At 44.8% G+C, this 22,973-nt stretch carries 24 protein-coding genes and 1 other RNA gene; 16 read left to right on the top strand and 9 right to left on the bottom strand.

Annotated features, from left to right (window positions below; genetic code table 11):
• Positions 1–59: 59 nt before the first annotated feature.
• Positions 60–2,435 (top strand): glycoside hydrolase family 31 protein, encoded by a 2,376-nt coding sequence (locus KNP93_RS04765; protein WP_214853623.1) that lies wholly within the window; start codon positions 60–62, stop codon positions 2,433–2,435.
• 205 nt (positions 2,436–2,640) lie between these two features.
• Here the strand turns inward: KNP93_RS04765 and KNP93_RS04760 are convergent, their stop codons facing one another.
• Positions 2,641–3,222 carry a DUF1643 domain-containing protein gene (locus KNP93_RS04760; RefSeq protein ID WP_131502843.1) on the bottom strand — a complete coding sequence of 194 codons (582 nt, stop codon included), beginning with the start codon at positions 3,220–3,222 and terminating at the stop codon, positions 2,641–2,643.
• Between the two features lie 14 nt (positions 3,223–3,236).
• Complete coding sequence (locus KNP93_RS04755; RefSeq protein ID WP_131502842.1) at positions 3,237–3,920, bottom strand: lytic transglycosylase domain-containing protein; 684 nt, start codon at positions 3,918–3,920, stop codon at positions 3,237–3,239.
• A gap of 345 nt (positions 3,921–4,265) precedes the next feature.
• Between KNP93_RS04755 and KNP93_RS04750 the strand changes: the two genes are divergently transcribed.
• Positions 4,266–4,688, top strand: a complete 423-nt coding sequence (locus KNP93_RS04750; protein ID WP_131502841.1) for a hypothetical protein — start codon at positions 4,266–4,268, stop codon at positions 4,686–4,688.
• Between the two features lie 144 nt (positions 4,689–4,832).
• Here KNP93_RS04750 and KNP93_RS04745 read toward each other — a convergent pair whose 3' ends face one another.
• The 3 genes from KNP93_RS04745 to KNP93_RS04735 form a co-directional block, all read right to left on the bottom strand.
• Positions 4,833–5,732 carry a hypothetical protein gene (locus KNP93_RS04745; RefSeq protein WP_214853611.1) on the bottom strand — a complete coding sequence of 300 codons (900 nt, stop codon included), beginning with the start codon at positions 5,730–5,732 and terminating at the stop codon, positions 4,833–4,835.
• A gap of 97 nt (positions 5,733–5,829) precedes the next feature.
• Positions 5,830–6,036 (bottom strand): DUF2922 family protein, encoded by a 207-nt coding sequence (locus KNP93_RS04740; protein WP_131502839.1) that lies wholly within the window; start codon positions 6,034–6,036, stop codon positions 5,830–5,832.
• A gap of 34 nt (positions 6,037–6,070) precedes the next feature.
• Positions 6,071–6,298 (bottom strand): DUF1659 domain-containing protein, encoded by a 228-nt coding sequence (locus tag KNP93_RS04735; protein ID WP_114596060.1) that lies wholly within the window; start codon positions 6,296–6,298, stop codon positions 6,071–6,073.
• A 69-nt stretch (positions 6,299–6,367) separates the two neighbouring features.
• On the opposite strand from KNP93_RS04735, the gene KNP93_RS04730 reads away from it, so the two are divergent.
• The 4 genes from KNP93_RS04730 to KNP93_RS04715 all read left to right on the top strand — a co-directional run bounded on the left by KNP93_RS04730 (position 6,368) and on the right by KNP93_RS04715 (position 10,004).
• Positions 6,368–7,363 carry a potassium channel family protein gene (locus KNP93_RS04730; protein WP_251138666.1) on the top strand — a complete coding sequence of 332 codons (996 nt, stop codon included), beginning with the start codon at positions 6,368–6,370 and terminating at the stop codon, positions 7,361–7,363.
• Positions 7,364–7,431: 68 nt separating this feature from the next.
• Complete coding sequence (locus KNP93_RS04725) at positions 7,432–8,124, top strand: hypothetical protein (RefSeq protein ID WP_214853609.1); 693 nt, start codon at positions 7,432–7,434, stop codon at positions 8,122–8,124.
• Between the two features lie 59 nt (positions 8,125–8,183).
• A complete protein-coding gene (locus tag KNP93_RS04720; protein ID WP_114596058.1) occupies positions 8,184–8,600 on the top strand; it encodes a hypothetical protein in 417 nt (138 codons plus the stop codon).
• A 60-nt stretch (positions 8,601–8,660) separates the two neighbouring features.
• Positions 8,661–10,004 carry a S8 family peptidase gene (locus tag KNP93_RS04715; protein ID WP_214853606.1) on the top strand — a complete coding sequence of 448 codons (1,344 nt, stop codon included), beginning with the start codon at positions 8,661–8,663 and terminating at the stop codon, positions 10,002–10,004.
• Between the two features lie 54 nt (positions 10,005–10,058).
• On the opposite strand, the gene KNP93_RS04710 is transcribed toward KNP93_RS04715, so the two are convergent.
• Positions 10,059–10,502, bottom strand: coding sequence for a hypothetical protein (locus KNP93_RS04710; RefSeq protein WP_251138665.1), 444 nt, complete (start codon positions 10,500–10,502; stop codon positions 10,059–10,061).
• A gap of 134 nt (positions 10,503–10,636) precedes the next feature.
• Here KNP93_RS04710 and rnpB point away from each other — a divergent pair.
• The 5 genes from rnpB to KNP93_RS15620 all read left to right on the top strand — a co-directional run bounded on the left by rnpB (position 10,637) and on the right by KNP93_RS15620 (position 16,392).
• Positions 10,637–11,010, top strand: an RNA gene (gene rnpB, locus KNP93_RS04705) — RNase P RNA component class B.
• Positions 11,011–11,120: 110 nt separating this feature from the next.
• Positions 11,121–12,266, top strand: a complete 1,146-nt coding sequence (locus KNP93_RS04700) for a THUMP domain-containing class I SAM-dependent RNA methyltransferase (RefSeq protein ID WP_071499832.1) — start codon at positions 11,121–11,123, stop codon at positions 12,264–12,266.
• 451 nt (positions 12,267–12,717) lie between these two features.
• Entirely contained in the window at positions 12,718–14,328 is a 1,611-nt protein-coding gene (locus KNP93_RS04695; RefSeq protein WP_214853598.1) for an ATP-dependent nuclease, read from the top strand.
• The gene (locus tag KNP93_RS04690) at positions 14,312–15,385 is read left to right on the top strand and encodes a UvrD-helicase domain-containing protein (protein ID WP_214853593.1); all 1,074 of its coding nucleotides are present in this window, start codon (positions 14,312–14,314) and stop codon (positions 15,383–15,385) included. Before KNP93_RS04695 ends, KNP93_RS04690 begins: the two co-directional genes overlap by 17 nt.
• A gap of 797 nt (positions 15,386–16,182) precedes the next feature.
• On the top strand, positions 16,183–16,392 hold the full coding sequence (locus KNP93_RS15620) for a hypothetical protein (protein ID WP_251138664.1): 210 nt from the start codon (positions 16,183–16,185) through the stop codon (positions 16,390–16,392).
• A gap of 268 nt (positions 16,393–16,660) precedes the next feature.
• Here the strand turns inward: KNP93_RS15620 and KNP93_RS04680 are convergent, their stop codons facing one another.
• Positions 16,661–17,920 carry a hypothetical protein gene (locus tag KNP93_RS04680; RefSeq protein WP_214853591.1) on the bottom strand — a complete coding sequence of 420 codons (1,260 nt, stop codon included), beginning with the start codon at positions 17,918–17,920 and terminating at the stop codon, positions 16,661–16,663.
• Positions 17,921–17,973: 53 nt separating this feature from the next.
• Positions 17,974–18,312, bottom strand: coding sequence for an ABC transporter permease (locus tag KNP93_RS04675; RefSeq protein ID WP_214853588.1), 339 nt, complete (start codon positions 18,310–18,312; stop codon positions 17,974–17,976).
• Between the two features lie 163 nt (positions 18,313–18,475).
• Between KNP93_RS04675 and KNP93_RS04670 the strand changes: the two genes are divergently transcribed.
• From KNP93_RS04670 to KNP93_RS04650, 5 genes are all read left to right on the top strand, one after another.
• The gene (locus KNP93_RS04670) at positions 18,476–18,619 is read left to right on the top strand and encodes a hypothetical protein (protein WP_214853584.1); all 144 of its coding nucleotides are present in this window, start codon (positions 18,476–18,478) and stop codon (positions 18,617–18,619) included.
• A complete protein-coding gene (locus tag KNP93_RS04665) occupies positions 18,620–19,090 on the top strand; it encodes an SMI1/KNR4 family protein (RefSeq protein ID WP_214853581.1) in 471 nt (156 codons plus the stop codon).
• 66 nt (positions 19,091–19,156) lie between these two features.
• Positions 19,157–19,444, top strand: a complete 288-nt coding sequence (locus KNP93_RS04660) for a hypothetical protein (RefSeq protein WP_214853577.1) — start codon at positions 19,157–19,159, stop codon at positions 19,442–19,444.
• 38 nt (positions 19,445–19,482) lie between these two features.
• Positions 19,483–19,956, top strand: a complete 474-nt coding sequence (locus KNP93_RS04655; RefSeq protein WP_214853574.1) for a GNAT family N-acetyltransferase — start codon at positions 19,483–19,485, stop codon at positions 19,954–19,956.
• Positions 19,957–20,023: 67 nt separating this feature from the next.
• Entirely contained in the window at positions 20,024–20,575 is a 552-nt protein-coding gene (locus tag KNP93_RS04650) for a hypothetical protein (protein WP_214853571.1), read from the top strand.
• A 463-nt stretch (positions 20,576–21,038) separates the two neighbouring features.
• On the opposite strand, the gene KNP93_RS04645 is transcribed toward KNP93_RS04650, so the two are convergent.
• Positions 21,039–22,832, bottom strand: a complete 1,794-nt coding sequence (locus KNP93_RS04645; protein ID WP_214853568.1) for a type I phosphomannose isomerase catalytic subunit — start codon at positions 22,830–22,832, stop codon at positions 21,039–21,041.
• Positions 22,833–22,973 lie beyond the last annotated feature (141 nt).

Raw genomic sequence — 22,973 nt, 5'->3', positions numbered from 1 at the left:
ATCGGTTGCACATTCATTTTTGGAAGGAAGTGACAAGGACGTTCGCGTCCTGATCCCGTATGCGCACAATTGACGAATCCCATTTCTATACCCGAGACATGAAACCATTGGCACGACCGGAAGCGATTGTTCAAGGAGACACTTACCGCTTCACCGTTCTCACCAGTCGTCTGATTCGACTCGAGTACGCAGCAGACGGTCGATTTGAAGATCGTCCGACCCAAACCGTCTGGAACCGCGATTTTCCGGTCCCCTCGTATCGAATTGTCGAGGACGAGACGGAACTGCAAATCATCACGGAACACGTCCATTTGCATTATACGAAAGGACCTTTTGCGTCGAACACCCTCTACATCGACGTCCTTGGAAACTTCAGTACGTATTACAGCCGCTACACGTTCGGCGGACCCCTCCGGACTCTTAAGGGGACGGCGCGGACGCTTGACCATGCCGACGGTGAGATTCCGCTCGAAGAAGGAATCATCTCCCGCCAAGGCTACGCGGCAATCGATGACTCGGCGTCATTCGTCCTGACGGAAGACCACTTCGTCGAACCGCGTCAGGAAGGGGCGCAGGACATCTATTACTTTGGTTATGGCCATGATTATAAACAAGCCTTAAAAGACTTTTACCGTCTGACCGGTCCGACACCGATGTTGCCGCGGCAAGTGCTCGGGAACTGGTGGAGCCGGTACTGGCGGTACAACGAAAAAGAATACAAAGATTTGATGACCCGCTTCAAGGCGGAGGACGTTCCATTCTCAGTCAGCGTCATCGACATGGACTGGCATGTGACGGATATTCCGGAGAAATACGGCAGCGGCTGGACGGGCTATACGTGGAACCGTGATCTGTTCCCGGATCCGAAAGGCTTCCTGCAGTGGCTGAAAGCGGACGACCGGATGGTGACGCTCAACCTTCACCCGGCGGACGGGGTCCGTGGTTTTGAAGAGTCTTATGAAGCAATGGCCGTTGCGTTGGGTGTCGACCCGGATACGGAAGACCGGATTCCGTTTGACTTCTCGGACCGCGACTTCATTGAACATTACTTCACGAAACTCCATCATCCGCATGAAGAGGATGGTGTCGACTTCTGGTGGATCGACTGGCAACAGGGGGCGAACTCGAAGATGAAAGGGCTCGATCCGCTTTGGATGCTCAATCATTACCATGCGCTCGATATCGCGCGTGACGGCAATCGTCCGCTGATTTTCTCACGCTATGCCGGACCCGGCAGTCATCGCTATCCGGTCGGTTTCTCAGGCGATACGTTAATTTCCTGGGCATCACTCAAGTTCCAACCGTACTTCACGGCGACGGCATCAAACATCGGTTACGGCTGGTGGAGTCATGATATCGGCGGTCACCAGCGCGGTGAAAAGGACGATGAACTGTCGACCCGCTGGCTACAGTATGGTGTATTCAGCCCGATCATGCGTCTGCACAGTACGATGAGTATCTTTAACGGGAAAGAACCGTGGCGGTATTCGGTCGAATCGGAACAAGTGATGAAGAAGTATTTACGACTTCGCCATCAGCTCGTGCCGTACATCTATACGATGAACGCCCGCAATCACTTTGACGGTTTACCACTCGTCTCCCCGATGTATTATGAACATCCGGAAGAAGAACTCGCCTACGCGGTGCCGAACCAGTACTATTTCGGGACGGAACTGATGGTCACGCCGATCGTCGAACCGATGAATCCGAAGCTGCACGTCGCGGCGACAACGGCCTGGTTACCGGAAGGGGAATGGTTTGATTTCTTCACCGGTCACCGCTACTCGGGCGGCAAACAGATGCGTCTGTTCCGTAAGCTCGAGGATCAAGGCATCCTCGCGAAAGCCGGAGCCATCGTTCCGCTCGGTCAACACCTCGAACATTCGAACGCGCTCCACAATCCGGAGCATCTCGAACTGCTTGTCTTCCCGGGGGCGTCGAACCGCTTCACGTTATTTGAGGATGATAACGTCGGTGTCGCGCACCGCGACGGGGAAAATGTCGAGACGGCCTTTGAACTCGACTGGGCGGCCCGGACGTTGACGATCGCAACGCCGTTCGGCAAACGGGAACTGTTGCCGGCGAAACGTGAAGTGACACTGATTCTGCGTGGTGTCAACGAAGGACACGTCTCACGGGACGGAGAAGTGCTGCCGAGCCGTTATGACCATCAGACACAATCGTTATCGGTTGATCTTGGTGAACTCGGTGAGACACAAGTTCTGTCGCTCCAGGTCGACATGTCGACGAACGATAACCGGATGGAGCGGCTCTATACATTCCTCGACCAGGCGGAGATCGGTTATGATCTGAAAGACCGCCTGTACCGTTTGTTGTCCCAACGACTCGATCCGGTCAATATGATGCATCAGTTGCAGGCCCTGGATCTTGAGAAGGATCTGGTCGACTGTCTGCTTGAAATCATGTTGTTCTAAGACTGAATGTAATAAGAGTTGAATGAAGACCACTGAGATTTTCAAACATCAAAAAGAAGCGATGGACACGTCCGTCGCTTCTTTTTTGTGCAGACAATCAGTCTGTACGTGTATGGTATGCCGTAGTGGACAACGAGTGAGCCGGGCAAAAAAAGTCTGCCAAAAAGGTGTTCTTTCGCAACCTGCGGAAAGAACACCTTTAAGATCATTTACGTTTTAATTTCTTCGCCTTCAACTTCATATCCTGATAAGTGATCATCGGGCTGTCGTCGACGGTCAACCGGAGATGGTTCGGTTCACCTTTTGATGTGATACCGGAACAATACAGAATGTCGGCATACTGGTCAAACAGCTTTTCATAAGCCGGCAAATGGTGCATCAGGCGGCCGGGTGAACCCCAACCGCACAAGACGACACCATTCGTTTCCTTGACCCGGCGTAACGTCTGTTCGATGAACTCGTAATTGATTTCGTCGAAACTGGCTTGAGCGAACGGTAAGTCTTCACTGACAAGCAGGTCCGGCATCAGGCTGATGATATCGTATTGTTTGATTGGATCTTCAATGTGTTTCTTCATCAAATTATACGCACGCTGCGTCGTCGTTCCGGATAAAAAAGCATCCGTCGTCCGCGGTGTGTAAATCAGGGCGGCCACGTACGCGCCGTCCGTCACATCATCAAAGATGTAACTCCGGAGATAGCGTTTTGTTTTTGCTTCGTCAAACGTCGTCTTGACGCGGATTGACGATTCCTCAATCGTCAATGACGAACGATCGGGTTGTGTCATGGTGGTGCCTCCTTTTAGTTGGTCAAACGTAAGCTGATGCGAAGGAGTTGGGCAAGTGTCTGTTGTTTGAAATCGAGATCGTTCGCATCAATCAATTCGATTTTTTGTTGATAGGCATCGTATTGGTCGAGGACGTCAATGACATACTGTTCACTGCGATTGTATTCAAACAGGGCAGTTTCAAGCGTTCCCCGGTCAGACCGTTTCGTGACGTCATGCTGATTGAGGTACTTTGCTGCCGTGTGGGCGCTGTCCGTCAAATCTGTCGGATCGGCTTTACCGTCTCCGTTTGCATCGACGCCAAGGCCACCATATTGTTTGATGGCTTCTGGATCGGTCAAATCAATTCCGTCATGCTCGATGTCGCCAAGTGACGTTCCGCCTTCATACCCCCAACCGACCCACGTTTTCGGCATGAACTGAAAAGGGCCGATTGCGCCGACAGAAGACTGCATCGCGGACGATTTCGAGAAGATGGTCTCGACGCGGTGAATCGCGGCAAGCAACTTCCAATCGACCTCGTACCGGTCACCGGCTTGTTCGTAGATGTCGATATTCTCGGCTGGGACACCGTACTGTCCATAATAGGTGCGATACAGCTCATTTTGGACGCGTTCCCGGTTTTGCCAGTAGATGATGCTACTACCGATGAGGACGATCAGTACGAACAAGATGCTTAATCGAAAAACTTTTCGCATATTGTTCTCTCCTCTTTCTGTGATTCCACTGAATGGTATCATATTTCGCAAGGCGCTAATAGTTTTTTTATGAACTCCGTTCCCGGGCAACGGTGAGAGCGGTCACACCTTCGATGGATCATGTCCGATTTTTAACATGAAACAAGAGCAGAGTGGATTTAAAAAACAGCTAAATGGGAATGAGGATGTTAATTACTGACATCGTCAACACAACGAAAATTTGTTAGACTAAACGTCAGATGAAGTCATCGTTCATTTTTAAGAAATTGACGGTTGCAGGAACTGTTGATGGGCTTGTAAAATGAAGAGGTAAACGCTTACACATCAAAGGAGATGGACGAAACCATGCGAACGATCACTTCCACTGGCGAACGAAAGAAAACAAGTTGGACTCTAAATATCGGGAGTCAACCGAAGTTGATGATGGATGGACTGACGGAGAAAGAAACAGATCAAGAACAACGGATCATCTTCGATCACTTTTACATTCCGACGACGGCTACACTGATTTTTCGGTTCAAGGAGCGTTTCCCGAACCATCTCTGCGAGAACGGGTATGATGTGTATGGAGCAGCAGCATTTGATGAACAGGTCGTGGAACTGATTTCGAACTGGTTCATCGAACTGGTCACCGTCTTGACGGCCATTCAACGCACAAAAGGCATCCAGCACTTTTTGATTGAGGGTGGGGTCGCCAAACGGACGGATTTCCTTCCGACCGTGCGCCGGACCTGCCGGGCACTTGAATCAACGGTTGATATCGCATAATTCCTTTTGACCGACGGCAGATGCCGTCGGTTTTTTTTGTGAACAGCAAAACGATCCCCTTCATCGCCGAAACAGATGGGGGGACCGTCATTGAAAAATGATTTTAAAACTAACGAGGAAAAGACTTCCCCGTAGTCGAATGCCTTACATAGGGTTCGAGAAGCTTTTTTCAGCCGCCCGACATGCCCGGAGCAAGGCATCTTTGAAGAACCGGTCTTCCTGCGAGGCGAGCAAACGTGTCGCTTCCTCGTCACCGCGTAACGACTTACCGAGCATCTGGATGACTTTGACCCAGCGCCGGACGTGATCGAGCTGCGGACGACCCATTGCGACGTAGACCATAAACCAGTCGTTCTGATCACGGCGGATCATCCGTTGGAAGAGTGATTTCGCGAGATCGACTTCTTCCGTCGACGGGACCGTCATCGTCTCGAAGTACTGGCGAAGCGAAGCGATGGCCGTAACATAGGCTTCTTTTACGTCAGCGGACGGTTGGTGTTTTCCGTAGTCGGACGTCGACAGGTGAATCAAGGCCGGTTTCTTTTCAATTCCGGTGATCCAGGCGGACATCGTCTTGCTGCTTTTGATGGCTTGACGGTTCGCGACGGGCAGTTTCGCCGTCACTTGGCCGACCTTGCCGATGACGTTGACTTTTCCGTTACGTTCCTGGACTTCCGTCACGGTCATTTCGACCGTGTCGCCCATCTCGAACGGGATGGCTTTCGGTTGAAGTTTTTCACCGGCCGTCAACGGCGCGCGTTTGCGGATCATCCGTAACGCTTCCTGCTCCATCCGGTCGTCGAGCGACCAAAGATGTTCCGGAGGGACGTTTCGGAACCGGCGGCGGCGCACTTTGATGTATTGATCGAGGGCGTCGGCAGCCTGATCCCGGGACATCTCGCCGGTAGCGACCGGTCCGATGATGTCGCGCAATGTGATGGATTCGAGTCGTTCCATGATTCCTTCGAATGGAATCAGCTCCATCACGTAGAGGCTGCTGACGACGAGTTCACATTCGCGGGGCGTAAGAGGGCGTTTGGCCATAAATTGACTTCCTTTCCAGTTGCTTGATGTTTCTAGTATACCAAAAAAAAGTCACCATCACCTTTATTGGTGATGATGACGGAATAAGTTTTTCAGCTTAAATGACGTAAGGTGATTCCGAACTGTTTTGCAGCTCGGCTTGGCTCAACTTGACGAGCCCGTCATGAAACGGATCGTGGTCGACCATCAATTGTCCGAGTGCCTTGATCTCGGCGACCGACGTGTCGGGTTTCGCACCCGTCAGACGTAAGCGGTACGGTTTTTTAAGTAACGTATCGAATGTCAAAACAATCGTGTGTTCCATCCAATTCCTCCTTCATTAGTGTAGTGAGAGTGAATTAAGCGTTAAGTAAAGCGAAGTCACGGCTGATTTCCGTGTGTGTGTACGAACCGGCAAGCATATTGCCGATGGCTTGACCAATCGACGCGACGACTTGCGGTTCGAGATCCGACCGCAGACCGTTAAAACGGCGACGGGCGAGAACAGCGTCCCCGTTTGGTGTCACCTTGTCGTTTCGTTCGAAGACGACGACTAGACTGGTTTTGATTTCCTCAGCTTGTGTCATGTGTATCACCTCCTTCGCCCTTATTGACAGGACGAAAACAGCAAATGTTCGGAAAGGGTGAAAAAAAGTATGGTCTGGTTACGATTTTTACGACGGATGTCCTTTTTAAAGATGCGAACGCTCGCCTATGCGTCGTTTCTGTTTGTATTCGGTGTCGCCCTGATCATGTATCTGGCGGAGCCGGACACGTTCGGAACTTACTTCCGGGCTGTCTACTGGACGATGACGACGGTCGTGACGGTCGGGTACGGGGACTTTTTCCCGAATACGGATTTCGGACGTTTCATGACGATTTTCGTCTTCATCTTCGGGATCGGAATCGTCGGGGGTTTGATTTCGAAACTCGTCGATGGTGTCCAACTGATTCGCAATCAAAAGGAAAGAGGGTTATTGCAAGTGAAAGAGACGGGACATACGTTAGTATTCGGCTACAGCCGGCGTTCAAAACACGTCATCGACGAGTTGCTTGAAACGACGGACGTCATCCTGATTGACGATCTTGAGCGGGAACCGTTCAGTCATCCGCGGTTCCATTATGTCAGCGGTGATCCGGCGCTTGACGCGACCTTACAGCGGGCGAACATCAAAAAAGCGACCCGGGCAATCATTCTCGCCGATCATTCGATTCCGCCGGCACTTGCCGACGGCCGGACATTGTTGATTGCCGCGAGCATCGAACGGGCGAATCCAAACATCTATACGATCGTCGAGATGATGCTTGAGGAACATCTTGACAGCTTTGAACAGGTCAAAGTCGATGAAGTGCTGCTCGGTGACGAGACGGTCGCCCGTATGGCGATTCTTGCCGCGTATCATCCCGGCGTCTCGAAAGTCGTGACGAACCTGTTGACGAAGAACGGGGACGGCATGTTTTCGATTCCTGCGAAACCGGAGTGGCAAACGTTTCGGGACGCATTCCACGTCCTGCTCGAAGACGGGGTGACAATTTTGTCGGACGGTAAACGACTCGACTTGAACCGGCGGCTGAACGAACCGATTCCTCCGAATACGACGTTGATTGTCTTATGCAGTGAAGAGACGGCGCAGCGAATCGGGGCTTTATAAGGAAAAGGATTACATTAATTCTTTTTCGGGTATAGTAAATACATTTACTATGCAGAGGAGAAAAGTGTATGACAAACCCACAACCAGAATGGATTCAGGAATTATTTGAGACGGTCGATCAAGGGGAATTAAAAGATGTCCCGAAATTACTCTATATGGCGTTGACATTAGAGCCAAGTTATTTCACAAAAGCAGTTAGTCGGTTAAATCAGCGACTCGAAGTAGAACAGCTTCAGGAAGTCTCGGAACTGTTGACGGTCTATCGCCAATTCTTCATTTCCGCCAATCCGTCGGAAGAATACTGGTCGATCGCCTGGAACGAATTGATTCAGACGATGCACCATTTCATCGACCGCAATGAAGCGCAACAGTTGTTTAAAGAACATATTGATTTGATCGATTGGTGGTCAAGTGAATCGTTATTGTCGTTACCAAGTTGGTTGACGGTACTTGATCTCGCAGAACGAATTGACGCGCTTGATCAATTTTCCAGTTACTTACCAGACATTTTTGAAAGCTATGCGCTTGAGACAGCGAAGGATGAACCGTTTGCCCGCCTCGCGTGGTACGCGCTCGCGAGCGGTCAGCAGGATTTACTGACACCGTTCCGGTCACGGATTGAGCAGTCGGACGCACCGGTCATCCGTTCGCTCGCAGAAGCGGATTTACTTGATCAAATTGATACGACACGGGTTCGTATGTTAAAGTCAAAGGATAACAAACCGATAGAATTGATGTTTGATCGAAAATGGACATTATAAATTAACCCATAGAAAGTGACATCTAGATACTGCATGAATTTAATTCAAGGGGTGTAGGGATGATACACGTCAATTTGCCGCAAGGTGATTATGTCGTTTTGGTTGAAATCAACCGGGAAGTCTTATTGTGCCACTCACTCGAAGAGGCCGAGCAGGCGGAACGGGATCGATATGAACTGGTTGGTCGGATGAGCGAACGTTTGCCGTCTGAAGTAATCGGTCCGTCGATTGCTGATTTTGTTCGGTTTTCCACCGGTTTCATCGGGGAGGCCGTGACGTGGAGCGAGGCAGAGGAAGCATTCTTCTGCCAACAGTTCGAAACGTTTGACGGCTCCCCACTCGGTGAAGATTTGACCGGGATTGATGCCAAGCGTTGGCGTGCCGTTCTCGTCCGTTATTACTCCTATGTCACGATCGGAAAAATCATTCCATTTGAAGTCAGCGAAGAATCCGATGGGACGGTACCATTTTTTTAGTCTGTTTGGATCAGCACATCAATAGAATCGGCGTGTAAAAAGTGAAGGGCAGGGTCCACAATGAAAAAGAAACTTGCACTACTCACATTTGCTGTTGTCGTAGGGTTACCTACTTCTGCGTTCGCTAATTCTCAATATGTGCAGTATGATCCGACATTTAATGAACAACAGAAACAAACATGGCTTGCAGAACAGGGTCTGCAGGAAGTGCGGGAACTGAAACAGAACGGCTTTTCACTCGTCGAACCGTTGCCGCATGTCGATAAAGAAGATGTCGAAGCCGACCTGATTCCGGTCAGTGTCGTTGAAAAGGCGACGGATTCCGCGCAATTGCAACAGACATATCTTGATCAATCGCGTATTCCTACTTACTGGAAGTACAGTCGCGGTAAATCCGATGTTCGTGTGGCGGTCATCGATGATGCAATTGATGTCAATCATTCCGAGTTCAAAAACGTCATCTATAAGACGACGACGATTTCCGGGATCCGGAAACCGGACGATCACGGGACGCATGTCGCGGGAATCGTTGCAGCGGCGGAAGACGGGAAAGGAACGGTCGGAGTCGCATCTGGTGTCAAACTGATCGGCGCCGACGTTTTTGACGGCGACTTCGCCAGTTCAATCGATATCGGGGACGGCGTGTTGTATGCCATTTCCCAAGGCGCCGATGTGATCAATCTTTCGCTCGGCCAATACGAATACGATCCGTACATGGAAGCCGCGATTAAAAAAGCGGAAGCGAAAAATATCGTCGTCGTCAGTGCAGCCGGAAACGACGGCCGCAATAAACTGTTATTCCCTGCTTCGATGAAATCCGTCATCGCCGTCGGTTCAGTCGGAACGCTCGGACGCGCTTCGACGTTCTCGAACTACGGCAGAGGGCTGAATATCATGGCACCCGGGGAAGGTGTTTATTCGACGATGGTCGGCAATAAGTACGGGTATCTCGACGGGACATCGATGGCAACACCGATCGTCAGCGGTGTCATTGCCCTGGCAAAATCGAAGAACCCGTTCATTACGAACAGTACGCTTCGCAGCAAGCTGTATGCGGCAGCGGCGAAAAAGACCGGCGATACGTCGCTGCATTACGGGACAGGCCGTCTGAATGCCGGGATGCTCGCAACGATTCCGTCACCGGTCTCGAAAGTGTCCGTCCCGTCCGTCTTAAAGCCGAATCAGCCGTTCGCGCTTTATTTTGACGAGTATTCGAATGCGAAGACGCTGACCCGTCTGTACAAGGACGGCAAAATCGTCAAGACGTTTACGAATGACTATCTGCGTAACGGCACGCATAAGTATACGTATGCCTTAAAAGAAGCAGGGACGTATAAACTCGTCTTTGCGACCTCAAGCGGGCGTCATACACGCGTGACGGAACGGATCATTACCGTCAAATAAAAACAAAAAAAGCCGTCTCACCCAGGGGAGACAGCTCGTTAGGACTCAAAGTATTTACTTTGGGTCTTTTCCTTTTTTATAGATGGGCGTCGGAACGTCTAGCGTTTCGCCGGTCCACTGAATCGTTGCTTCCATTTTGTAGCCGGTATCGTCTTCATGGATGAACGACAGGCGTCCTGAATCGATTAGCTGATACAAGCCGTATTCCACTTGATTCGCCCACGACCGTAACGTCGTCGCTTCATCGTACAGCGGAATCTGTTGCGGGAACCGTTCATTCATCAGTAAGATGTCATGCTGGTCAAAATGGTAACTCCGTTTCGAAAATGCATCAGGTTGTTTTACATTAAATGGCTCGAACGCATGGATGAGTTCACCCTTGCGGTAAAAGGCAAAAATGCCGTTCCGGAGATGAAGGGCCTTGATTTCATCAATCTCGATCAAGAACGTCAACTTCCGTACGGTACGCTGGTTCGTACCAGAGCGTCTTTTTTTCATGGTATATGCCCCTTTCTGAACCATTGTACTATACCGTAAAATCAGGAAGAATTGCAACTTTTCCGCCCATCAATCGCGAAATACCTCTTGCTAGAAACGCTTACGTGCGCTACACTGTTAAGCAGTGACTATGTTGGTTCGGACAATTGCGGGGCACTTCGGTGCTTTGAGGAAAGTCCATGCTCGCACAACCTGCGATGGTTGTAGTGATCGTGCTACACGAAAAGATAAGTGTAGGCAGCGTCGTGCTGACGGCAGAAGGAACGCCTAAGTCTTCGGATATGGCCGAAACTTCTTGAAAGTGCCACAGTGACGGAGCCTTACTGGAAACAGTAAGGGTGGAACGAGGTAAACCCCACGAGCGAGAAACCCAAATTTGGTAGGGGAATTTCCGGAGCGGAACTGAACGCGAAGGAGAGCGTATGTAAATACGGAGATAGATGATTGTCGCCCACGTGTGAGGGTCAAACCGTTTGCAACACTAGGGAACAGAACATGGCTTACAGGACCACATAGGCTGTTATTTTTACTTTGAACGAGAGTCCAGGTCCAACTGGGCTCTTTTTTTATTGAAATGATTTTTGGAAATTTTAGAAACAGGTAGGAGCGTGAACAATCATGGCAAAACGTTTAGTCATCGCGACGGCGGCAATGGGAATCGAATCCCTCGTCGCCAAGGAAGTCCGCGATTTAGGATACGAATGTACGGTCGAAGACGGAAAGGTCTACATCGATTGTGAGCTCGAGGACATTCCCCGTCTCAACCTCTGGTTACGGACGGCAGACCGCGTCAAACTCGTCGTTGCGGAATTCAAGGCGACATCATTCGAAAAATTATTTGATCAGGTCAAAGACCTCCCGTGGAGCGAACTGTTGCCGTGGGAAGCGAACTACGTCGTCAACGGCCGCTCGGTCAAATCGAAGTTGTTCTCGATCCGGGACTGTCAGAAAATCACGGAAAAAGCGATCGTCTCGCACATGCAGGAAGCCTACAACATGGGCGACGAGTGGTTACCGAAAACCGGCGCCAGCTTCCCGATCGAAGTCGCGCTTCTAAAAGACATCGCGACGCTGACGATCGATACGTCAGGCGATGCCCTCCATAAACGCGGTTACCGCGAGTTTCATTCGGCGGCACCGCTGAAAGAAACGATGGCGGCAGCGATGCTGATGCTGACGAACTGGAAACCGGATATGCCGCTCTACGACGTCTTTACGGGATCCGGGACACTGGCAATCGAAGCCGCCATGATCGGCCGTAATATCGCACCCGGTATCAACCGTGAGTTCGCGTCGCAAGAATGGGCCTGTATTCCGAAAAAAGCCTGGTTCGATGCGATCAAGGAAGCGAACGACAAAGCCGAGTGGGACAAGCCGCTTAAAATCTATGCCAACGATACGGACCCGGAGATGGTCAAGCTCGCGAAACAAAACGCCGAACTCGCAGACGTCCGGGACGCGATCAACGTCATGCAACGCGACGCGGCCGACTTTAAGCCGAAGGAAGACTTTGGTGTCATCATCGGGAACCCGCCATACGGGGAACGTCTCGAGGACGCACGTGAAGTCCATCAGCTGTACCGGAAGATCGGCAATGCGTTCCGTGAATTCCCGTATTACAGTGTCTACATGATTACGTCATACGTCGAGTTCGAAAAAGCATTCGGCCGCCCAGCGACGAAACGCCGTAAGCTGTATAATGGGAATATTGAAGTTCAGTTTTACCAGTACTACGGATTGCGCCGGAAACGTCCGCAAGCGTAAGTTACGTCCAACATTTAATGAAAAACCATTGCACACTTATTGTGCAATGGAAGATTACCTTAAGAATCGCTCAATTGAGCGGTTCTTTTTTAGATATGAGTATAAAAAATTAATGGATTTTTATACGATACAGGTAAAGATAATTTACGATTATTTATCGGATGATACGAACCTGTAACCATGATTTGTAGTGATATGAGACTTAGGACGTCAGTTTGGATAATTTTTTAAGATGTACAAGTCAATTTAAATTATATATTTCATTAGTAATTTTGTGGAGATGCTTGTGTTGTAATGGCGTCAAATTTTTTATTTGAGTTTCTAGACCTAAATGATGGTGGAAAATAATACCGTTATAAGTAATAATTTTAATAATAGGGGAGAAGTAAAGCAGAAAAGAACTAACTATAAAAAATGTTGTAATAAACAACAAAGTAAAAGGATGCTATATATGATAAATAAATTAAAAATAATTAACTATAAGTCTTTTCAGAACTTTGAGTTGGATTTAAATTCTGATTTAAATATAATTATCGGAGATAATGAAGCTGGAAAATCAACACTATTAGAAACAATAAATTTAGCTTTGACGGGTCAGTTGAATAATAGGCTGCTTCAGAATGAATTAAGTCCATATTTGTTTAATATTAATAGTGTAAAAACATACTTAGAACAATTAATAATTAATTCAAAAGCTGAATTACCTAGTATCAAAATTGAACTCTATTTTGATAATCCGAACAACATATATAGCGAATTAAAAGGTACAAATAATTTGTTAAGAACTGATGCTCCAGGTGTATCTATCAGTATTGAATTTGATTCAACATACCAATCTGAATACGAAATTTATATTCAAGATGTAAGAACAATAAAAACGTTACCAATTGAATATTACAAAATTGTTTGGCGGTCTTTTGCTGGAAATAGCTTAACTTCAAGAGGTATACCTGCCAGATCAACGTTAATAGATACGTCCACTTCAAAATATAAAAATGGTGCAGATATATATCTACACAAGATTCTAAACGACTCCTTAGAACCTTCACAACGCACAGAATTAGCTGTTCATTACAGAAAACTAAAAGAAACATTTTCCGAAAATCAATCCATTGCAACCATAAATGAAAGCTTAAACGAAAAAAAAGGAGATATTACTGATAAAAATTTAAATGTATCAGTCGATATCTCAAGCAAAACAAATTGGGATAAAATTATTACTGCATATTTAGATGATGTTCCATTTGATTACATAGGGAAAGGTGAACAAAATGCTATAAAAATGAAATTAGCATTAGAATCTAATACAGATTTGGAAGCTGTAGTCTTAATAGAAGAACCTGAAAACCATTTGTCGCTTTCAAATTTAAATAAATTATTAAATATAATTAAAACTAGGAACGAAAATAAGCAATTAATAATTACAACGCATAGTAGTTTTATTTTAAATAAATTGGACATTGGAAAGATGATTTTACTCTCTAGTGATAAGGTAACTACATCGTTCAATGATCTTGAAAATGAAACTAGAGAGTTTTTTATGAGGTTGCCTGGTTATGATACACTGCGTCTCGTATTAAGTCGTAAAGTTATTTTAGTGGAGGGGCCATCTGAAGATTTAATTGTACAACGAGCTTATAAAGATTTGTATGACAAATTACCTTTAGAAAATGGTGTGGATATATTTTGTATTGATGGTTTGTCTTTTAAAAGGTTTATAGAGATATCCGCTAATCTTCAAAAAGAAATTACAATAATAACAGATAACGATGGAGACATCGAACAAAACATTAATAACAAGTACGAAGAATATTTATCAAATAATTTAGTTAAACTCTGCTATAGTCTGGATGAAAATCTTAAAACACTTGAGCCAAATATTATAGACGCTAACAAATCAAATTTATCGGTTCTTAAAGAAATTTTAGGTCACTCTGATTACGAAGATGATCGTTTAATCACGTACATGTTAAATAATAAAACAAAGTGTGCATTGAAAATATTCGAAACTGACAAGACTATCAAAATGCCGAGGTATATATTAAATGCGATTGAAGAATAAAATTATTGTAGCAGCTGCTGGGTCCGGTAAAACAACATATATAGTGAAAGAAGCCCTTAATAATGCTCCGAAAAAAACATTAATTGTTACATATACTAATAAGAATCGTGAAGAAATTGAGAAGAAAATTATAGAGCTACATGGATTTATACCAAATCATCTTATTGTAAGAAGTTGGTATGCATTTTTATTATCTGATTTAATAAGACCTTATCAAAATTTCGTTCATGAAGAACGCATAGAAGGTGTATATTTTCCTACGGAACCAATTAATAGATTTGCAACAAAATCTAATATTAAGGCATACTTTTTAAATGCAAAAAATGAAGTTAACAAGGATAGACTTTCTGAATTAGCAGATCTAATTGCACGAAACAGTGATTATAAAAGTATTACTCGTTTTAGTGAATTATATGACTATATTTTTATAGATGAAGTACAAGATATGGCTGGGTATGATTTAGAGATATTTAATTTTTTTATGCTTTCTAATACAAACGTATTATTTGTAGGTGATATTAGGCAAGCGACTTATACAACAAATAATACAAATAAGAACAAAAAATATAAAGGTATAAATATTATTGATTACTTTAAAGAAAGAACAGATATTTGTGAGGTTGATCAAAGTTTGAATATTAGTCATAGATGCAACAAATTTATATGTGATTTCAGTGATGGTTTATTTGAAGGGATGGCTAGTACATTATCTAAAAATGAAGAACGTACTGGACACGATGGCGTATTTATTGTTCATCCAAATGATGTGGAAGAGTATCTTCAAAAATACAATCCTCAGTGTTTAAGATACGATGCTAGAACGGTTTTACCAAATGCGATTAATTTTGGAGATTCAAAAGGTTTAACATTTGAGAGGGTGCTAATAAAACCTACAGCTAAGATGGAAAAGTATTTGAGAACTGGGGAGTTGGATTTAGATGAAACTACTTTAGCTAAATTTTATGTTGCTTTAACAAGGGCAAAATATAGTGTAGGAATTATTAGTGCAACTAAAAATATTAAGATAATAGGCACTAATAATTTTAAGATGTTGTAAAATCTTATTATGTTCACATGGGAAAGACTCATAATGTAAAAAAACACAATGTTTATAATACTTTTGAAGTATAAATATCATGTCCAAAGTTCGAAAAAATAGAGTTGTTTTAGTAAGTGAATCATCTGTTGCAAGAGCGCATTAAAAAAGAAACCTTCAACTTCGCATGAAGATTATTTGGTTAATCAATCTACTCTACTACCGGTATAGAAAAATATAAAATCTATATAAGTATGTTCATCTTTATGTTATACATTAGTAAATTTGTCTAATATATTTTTAAAAAAACTATTGTAACTTAGCAGAAGGTATTGTAAGATATTAAAATACTTTATAATTTTAGCCTTGTGCCTGATGTTGCTAGTTCGATTCTAGCAATTATCTTCATCGTAAAAATTTCTTTTGAAATAGTAAACTTGGAGGCGATGCCATTGGATAAAAACACTGTAGGCTTAAAAACATTAATTACTGGTGTATCAATTAATGTGGTTTACGATTTATTAAAATTGGTGGTTCCGACATCAGGCTAAAATTATAAAGTTTAATAAAAAGTACAATTTAGAATAACTTACTCGTATGAGTAGATTATTTTAAATTGTGCTTTTTGTTTTCTTTTCTAAAATCCATTCAAAACAAATGTAATCAGTTTTACAGCACATTATAATTAAGATATCATTCATGCTGTGTTATTAAATCTTTATTTATGTGTTATTAAATCTACTTCAATTCAAGGTGACGAACAAAAAAACGAGTAGGACAAGCCGCTCAAAATCTATGCCAACGATACGAATCCGGAGATGGTCAAGCTTTCAAAACAAAACGCCGAGCTTGTAGACGTCCGGGACGCGATCAACGTCATGCAACGCGACGCGGCTGACTTCAAGCCGAAGGAAGACTTTGGTGCGCCATACGGGGAACGTCTTGAGGACGCACGTGAAGTCCACCAGCTGTACGGGAAGATTGATGTAATGCCTTTAAAGAATTCCCGTATTACAGTGTCTATATGAACACGTCATACGTCGAGTTCAAAAAAGCATTCGGCTGTCCGGCGACAAAACGTCGTAAGCTTTATAACGGAAATATTGAAGTACAATTTTATTAATATTATGGTCTCCGTCGGAAAAGACCGCAGTCTTAAGTCATTTTCGATGATGGGATGGACGCCAGTTCCCACTCAGTTCCCACTTTTTAATTTTTTTAGCCAAAATGTCAGGAGCCGCTCGGTTGAGCGGTTTTTTTGTCGTCTAATAAAGACGCGAGCGTGGTGTATTACGATTAGTTTGCTTCTGGTCCAGCAGTTTTGAAGAATTTTTCAAAGCCTGGTCGTTCAATCTGGGCTGCTGCTTTGATTCGTTCAAGGTGGCCTTTCGCTTGTGTAAGTGTGCCTTGTGGATCTTGCCGGAATTCACTTGAATACACTTCGAGGAGCGCACTCAATTGATCCAATTCTTTTATGATAATACGGTGTGAATCCATAGCTTGCGTAAATCCATCTGTCGTATAATCAGGTGCTTCGAAATGAATGCTCACTGTGATTTCATTCGCTACGGTTGCGTCAAATTTGTATAAATCATCTAAGTCGTCCACTGAGATGTATTCAAACTGACCAAACCCGTCCTCCTTCTCATAAGGGGTAAAGCGCTGTTGTAATTCATCAGCCGTTACATAGATAGCATTCATAGCTTCTGAGATTTTAAAAACGCTTGTGATGGCTTCTGGATATCGTTCGGCGTCGGTTTGTTCTGTACTCGCAACCGATTCCCCGTCGACATTTCTTTCTTCCGTAACCGGCTCTGCAATAATCGGTTCATCGATAACGGATGAAGAATGGATGATTGCTTCGTTTAATGGAATAGCAAGAAGCGATTCTTCCCGACGGCTTGGAAGGTAAGCAGAGGCTTCTTCCCACGATTCAAAACTACGAGCCATCCCGTATGTCTCTAAGCTAAACGCCATTGAATTAAAATTGTCTGCTAACTGTTCAAGCTTCACAAAATCAAGATTTTCAGTACCTTCGACTGAAATGTTTTTTTCGTTGTTCAAGAAAACGCCAGTTGCCATGGAATGAGCAGTTTGAGCTGCATCGTTCAACAATAAAATTTGATTATCGAGCTTTTCCACGACATCACCAGTGATGGTTTTCTGGAAATCTTGAATAGCGAGATTTTTAGATTTACGTAAGGCTTCTTGCTTTGTCACGAGATCGTCTACAAATTGATTTGTTGAATCGATGGCGTCTCGCAAGTCATCTTCTCCCGTATTCACAGCTTGTTGTATTTCATTTAGATTGCTCACATCGCTAGGTGATTTCACTTTAACGGTAGTTTTAATTTTCTTTTCAGACATTCCTTGATTAACTGTTTCTTTTTTATCCTCCGCTTTCGCTTCTTGCTTGGGTTCTTTCACTTCCACCGTTTCATCATTGCTCGCCATACCCCCAACTGCTCCTATGACAATTACGATAAAAATAGCCAGTAGCGTTCCTTTCCCATTAAGCCCTGATGAATAACGATCCGAACGTCTTCGTTCTCTCAAAATATACAGACCACCTTAATTTTCATTTTACTTATGGATACTTTATGCTTTCATCATCGTTGATCTAATTGACGTTTTCTAATGAAGTTCCTAATGAAGTTCCTAATCACTTTTACAACACCGACAATAAGATAAAGGATTCCATTACCAACGATAACGAATCCAATAAAAGCTGCTGAATAAGCTGCTCCAAAACCGTCTCCGCCCATACTATAGTCGATCTTTAAAAAAATAGAGCCGGTTATCAAAGCGATGATTGGTCCAAGAATTCCGATTATTAACCCGGATCCCAATAAAGGCATTTTTCCTTTTCTGTATAAAAGAATAGCCGATACATTTAATACGATTAAGCTTGATAGTAGAACACTCCAAGTTAGTCCATCACCACTCATTCAAAAACCTCTACTCTGCTTTAAAAGGTAATATATGTAATTTTTATATTGGGTTGATCATACCATAAACATGAGAAGTTGGTATCTTTATTTCCAATTAAAGGTATAGAATGAAGAGAACACTTGTAAATAGGAGCAGTTCGAAAATTGAGGGGGATATAAGATGAAACCAATTGAAAGAACATTGACTTTGCTCAAACAAATGTTTAAAGATGAGCCTAGATTTATTATGGGAAGATATGGTAGAAAAGGATGGGCAACCTGTAGTTTTAATAAGCCCTTAACTTCTCATGAAATTGAATCCTGATTGCCTGAAGATAATTTTACTTTGCCGAAAGACTATAAACATTTTTTAACGTTACATAATGGATGCGGTTTATTTGAAACAGAATCCGATTTAATCCTAGAATTGTTTCCTCTTGAGGAAATGCTCGAAATGTCGGAAGAGCACCATTCAGAAGACGGTCTCCTCTCAAAAGGAAACTACTGGATCATAGGTCAAATAGATGAGAAATGGATTTTAATTGATAAAAATCAATGTACAGATGCAGAAGACTCCTTTAAAAAACCATATATCACGGTCGTGCATCCATCAGATGGTCTGGACACTGCTGTTGCGTTAAATTTAAATTTCGAATGTTTTTTAGAACGTGCTATCATCGCGCAGGGCGATTACTTTTGGGAGTGGTCAGAAGACACTGAACTAACTGTAACGTATGATGATGTTTCGACGTATGAAGAAATCCACGAAACATTTTATCTCGAAGATAAGAAATAAAATATTTGATTGATTGCTGAAAGGAATAACAATAGGAAACACAACAAGGAGAGGAGGAATCGTATCATGTGGCTACTGTTCGGGATACTTGCGATTCTAGCAACGGCGGTGAATCTGATTTTGTACTTCATCGGGAAAAACTATAAATTCGCAATGGCTGCCGGTTTATCGCTTACGGCACTCACACTGTGCGCAGAATACAGCCAACTGGCGAGCTGGGTCGAAGCAGAAGACTGGGCGGCGCTTGCAGACGTTGTTCCCGGAATGGAACGCGCTTGGTGGTTCTTAACGATGGTGTCGATTGGACTGAATCTGACACCACTGTTACTCGAATACAGAAAAAATCCATCTTGATTGATACATAAATTCCTTTTGAAAGGAGATCGCTTACAATGACCTATACCTACTTACCACTGACACAACGTCAGGCGGAACAGATTGCATATGACTGGCAATACGAGGGTGACTTTTCGTTCTACGATATGCCGAATGATCCAAAGGACCTGGCGGAATTTTTGGATCCGGATCAACGGACGGAACATTACTATGCTGTTATGGATAGTACACAACTAATCGGATTTTTTGTGTTCGAACCCGGACAGGGCAGCCTTGAATTGGCGTTAGGGATGCGGCCGGATTTGACGGGGCAGGGAAACGGGACAGCGTTCTTGGAAAGTGGTCTCGCCTTTGCGATTCAAAAGTATCAACCACAGCAAATCGAATTAGCCGTCGCGGCTTTTAACGAACGGGCCATCCGGCTGTATACGAAAAGCGGTTTTGAGCCGGTCGAACGGTTTCAGCAGGAAACGAACGGCGGAAGTTATGAATTCGTCAAAATGCGTCTGCATACAGAAATCATGAAGTGAATATGGAACAAAAGTTAATGGGGACGTACAACGAGGAAATCGAGTCGAAAGTGAAAGGGGGGAGTCGATGATTTTGTACCGACTATTAGGAGGATTAGACGACACGTTTAAATGGAAAACCACACTTCAAGGAGACACGCAATTCTATGCTTTTTTTGATGATACAGATTATGAGCCTGTATTTCCTGGAGCAGATCAATATCAAGATGGGAAGTTTTCTCTTCTGAAACACTTCGTTTTGGGACTGAAACGGTATCCGCTCTATGTGCATTCTTTTAGTGGTGGTTCAGAGATTTGCCTTCCAAAAGTAGGGGAAACGACCAAGTTATCAAGAGGACGGTATCATGATCTCCTTGAAATACGTTCACTCGAAGAAATCGAACAGCTTCTTCCGCTAGCTTATTTTGATGCGTATAACGGGCAAAATGTTCTGATCACGACGGAAAAAGACGTTTCGATCATCAATGATCCGGAGGACTGGTTGTTGTTTGAATTTGATTTTTCAATTCCTTCTAAGGATATCTACTATTTAATGATTGGTCACGATGCTGCCGGTTTTGATTTTGTTGCGAACTTCACGGAGCACCCGTTTCAAGACCGGGAAATCATCGATGAATAAAACTGATTCAAAAAATGTAAGGTCATTCTACATAAATTGAAAAAGAGAAGCCTGCACATGAGTTGATGTGCAGGCTTCTCTTTTTCATATGACTAGATAAAAACAATCAGCGAAAATCCAATCAGGATGTTAATAAAACTAAGGACATCTGTAGTTTTGATGAAAGTAGAGGTTGCAGTTTTCTTTAGTCGATTGTTGAGAATCAGCAACACTATTGCAATGAGAGTCGTTACACCAAGCGGTGCGTTGAAGACGTTATCGGAATAAGTAAAGAGGTTGGTTGCGATGTAGATGCTATTGAGGACGGAAGCGTAAAACAATGTTTGAGGCATGGGATCAACTCCAATATAGATTCATAACTCATTATACCTTCCAAACAGGAAATGACAATATTTAGGTTGTGTAACGAATCGAATCATCGAGTTGATACTTCTGAGATAGAGAACATCTGTGAGGGAGTGAATCACCCTAGATATGCCGCTCCAATGACTCCTGCATGTCCTTTCAGTGTCGCGAGACGAATATCGATATTTGTTCGGAGCGCTGGATAAACCAGTCCGCTGACAGCTTCAAGCAACTGTTCCCAATACAAATCGGCTGATCCGGTAACACCGCCGCCGATGACGATGACATCGGGATCAATCGTATGAATGATATTGGCGAGTCCTGTCGCCAGGTGGTTGATGAAACGGGTCCGTTCTTGCGGGTCCTCCAGTAATCGTTCGATGGACGACGTCTGCTTTTCTAAAGCCCGTGATTGAAGAGCTGTGCCGCTAGCCAGTCCTTCAAGCGAACCGGCATTAAGCACAGGATGTGCCGGACCGGATGAATCGATGATCGTATTGCCGATTTCTCCAGCATATCCGTGTGCCCCACGAATGAGTTTTTTCTCATACACATATCCGCCGCCTATACCCGTACTGACGGTCACGTAATAGACGGAAGAGTACGATTGACCTGCTCCGAATAGTGCTTCGCCGAGGGCTGCGGCATTCGCATCATTCTCAAGCGACACCGGGATGTCGAACGTCGAGGATAGAGGGGTGACGAGATCGACGTCATCCCAACCCGGCAAGTTCGGAGGAGACAGGAGATGTCCCGTCTTGGCATCGAGCGGCCCGGGGGCGGCGATACCGATTGTGGTCAGCTGGAATTCGTCCGAGAACAGTTGAATGGCTTGTTTGATGTGAGAGATAGTTTGATCCGGACCCGCTGCCGGACGTGTCGGAAACGACAGCTGCTTGATGATGGTATCCTGATCGACGACGGCGACGCGTGTCTGGGTGCCGCCTAAATCGATCCCGATCCGGAGCGGGCGCATTATTTTTAGTGCGGGACCGGTGACGATCAGAAGTCCTGTTCCGGAGACAGTATGCTCGCTGTTAGCGGGTAAGAGGACCGTTGTGCCAACTGATAATTTGACACCATTTAATTCGATCGTTCCTTCGATGACCGTAAGAATCTGGAAAAAAGGGGATGACTCCAAGGTATGTGTCTGGCGAATTGTCCATTCTTCGACGAAGAAATCAGGTGTCTGCGTCAATCTTTTGCGGAAGGAAGACAAGAAAACAGGAGGTTCCGCGTAGTGAAAATGCGGGAAACGGATGACGCGTCGGGCTTGCTCGAGATGAAGCGGACGTTTCATTCCTGTCACAGGATCGAGACGATCATAATCATACAGCCGGTAAGTCGTATCTGAACTTTGCTGGATTTCGAGGACGACACAGCCTTTCGTCAAAGCATGGATCGTTCCGGCCGGGACATAAAAGAAATCACCTTTTGAGACTGGGATGTGCTTCAGCGATTGGACTAAGGTTCCCTGGTCGACTGCCGTATCAAGTTCGGATGGCGAGGACAGGGAATGACCGTAGATGAGAGTAGCGTTCTCAGGACAATCGATGATGTACCAACATTCGTTCTTACCGAACGGCTGGTCTTCATAGCGTCTCGCATCCGCGTCGGTCGGGTGGACTTGGACCGATAAATTAGTTGAGGCATCGATCCACTTCAGTAAAAGCGGGAAGTCATAGTTCGTCTCCATTCCGAAAATTTCAGGGTGATTTGACCATAATTCTTCCAGCGTAAGACCTGTCAGTGTTCCGGATTGAACGGTCGTCATGCCGTTCGGATGACTGGCAATCGTCCAGACTTCACCTATACGTCGTTCATCTGAAACGGGGAAACCATACTGTCGAAGCTTCTGACCACCCCAAATTCGCTCTTTCACGACGGGTTCGAAAAAAATCGGTTCCTGCATGTCTTTTTCCTCCTTCAATCTATTTTCAATAACAACTCTACACTTTTGAAAAATAAAAATAAACAAAATAATTATCAAGTATAGACATGAAAGAATAAATCCGTATAATCAAACTTGTAAGCGATTTCAAAAAAGGAGGAA

It is taken from the genome of Exiguobacterium sp. s166 (assembly GCF_018618855.1).
Taxonomy (GTDB): domain Bacteria; phylum Bacillota; class Bacilli; order Exiguobacteriales; family Exiguobacteriaceae; genus Exiguobacterium_A.
The sequence above is the reverse complement of the archived record's forward strand: the minus strand, read 5'-3'. Positions and strand labels throughout refer to the sequence as shown.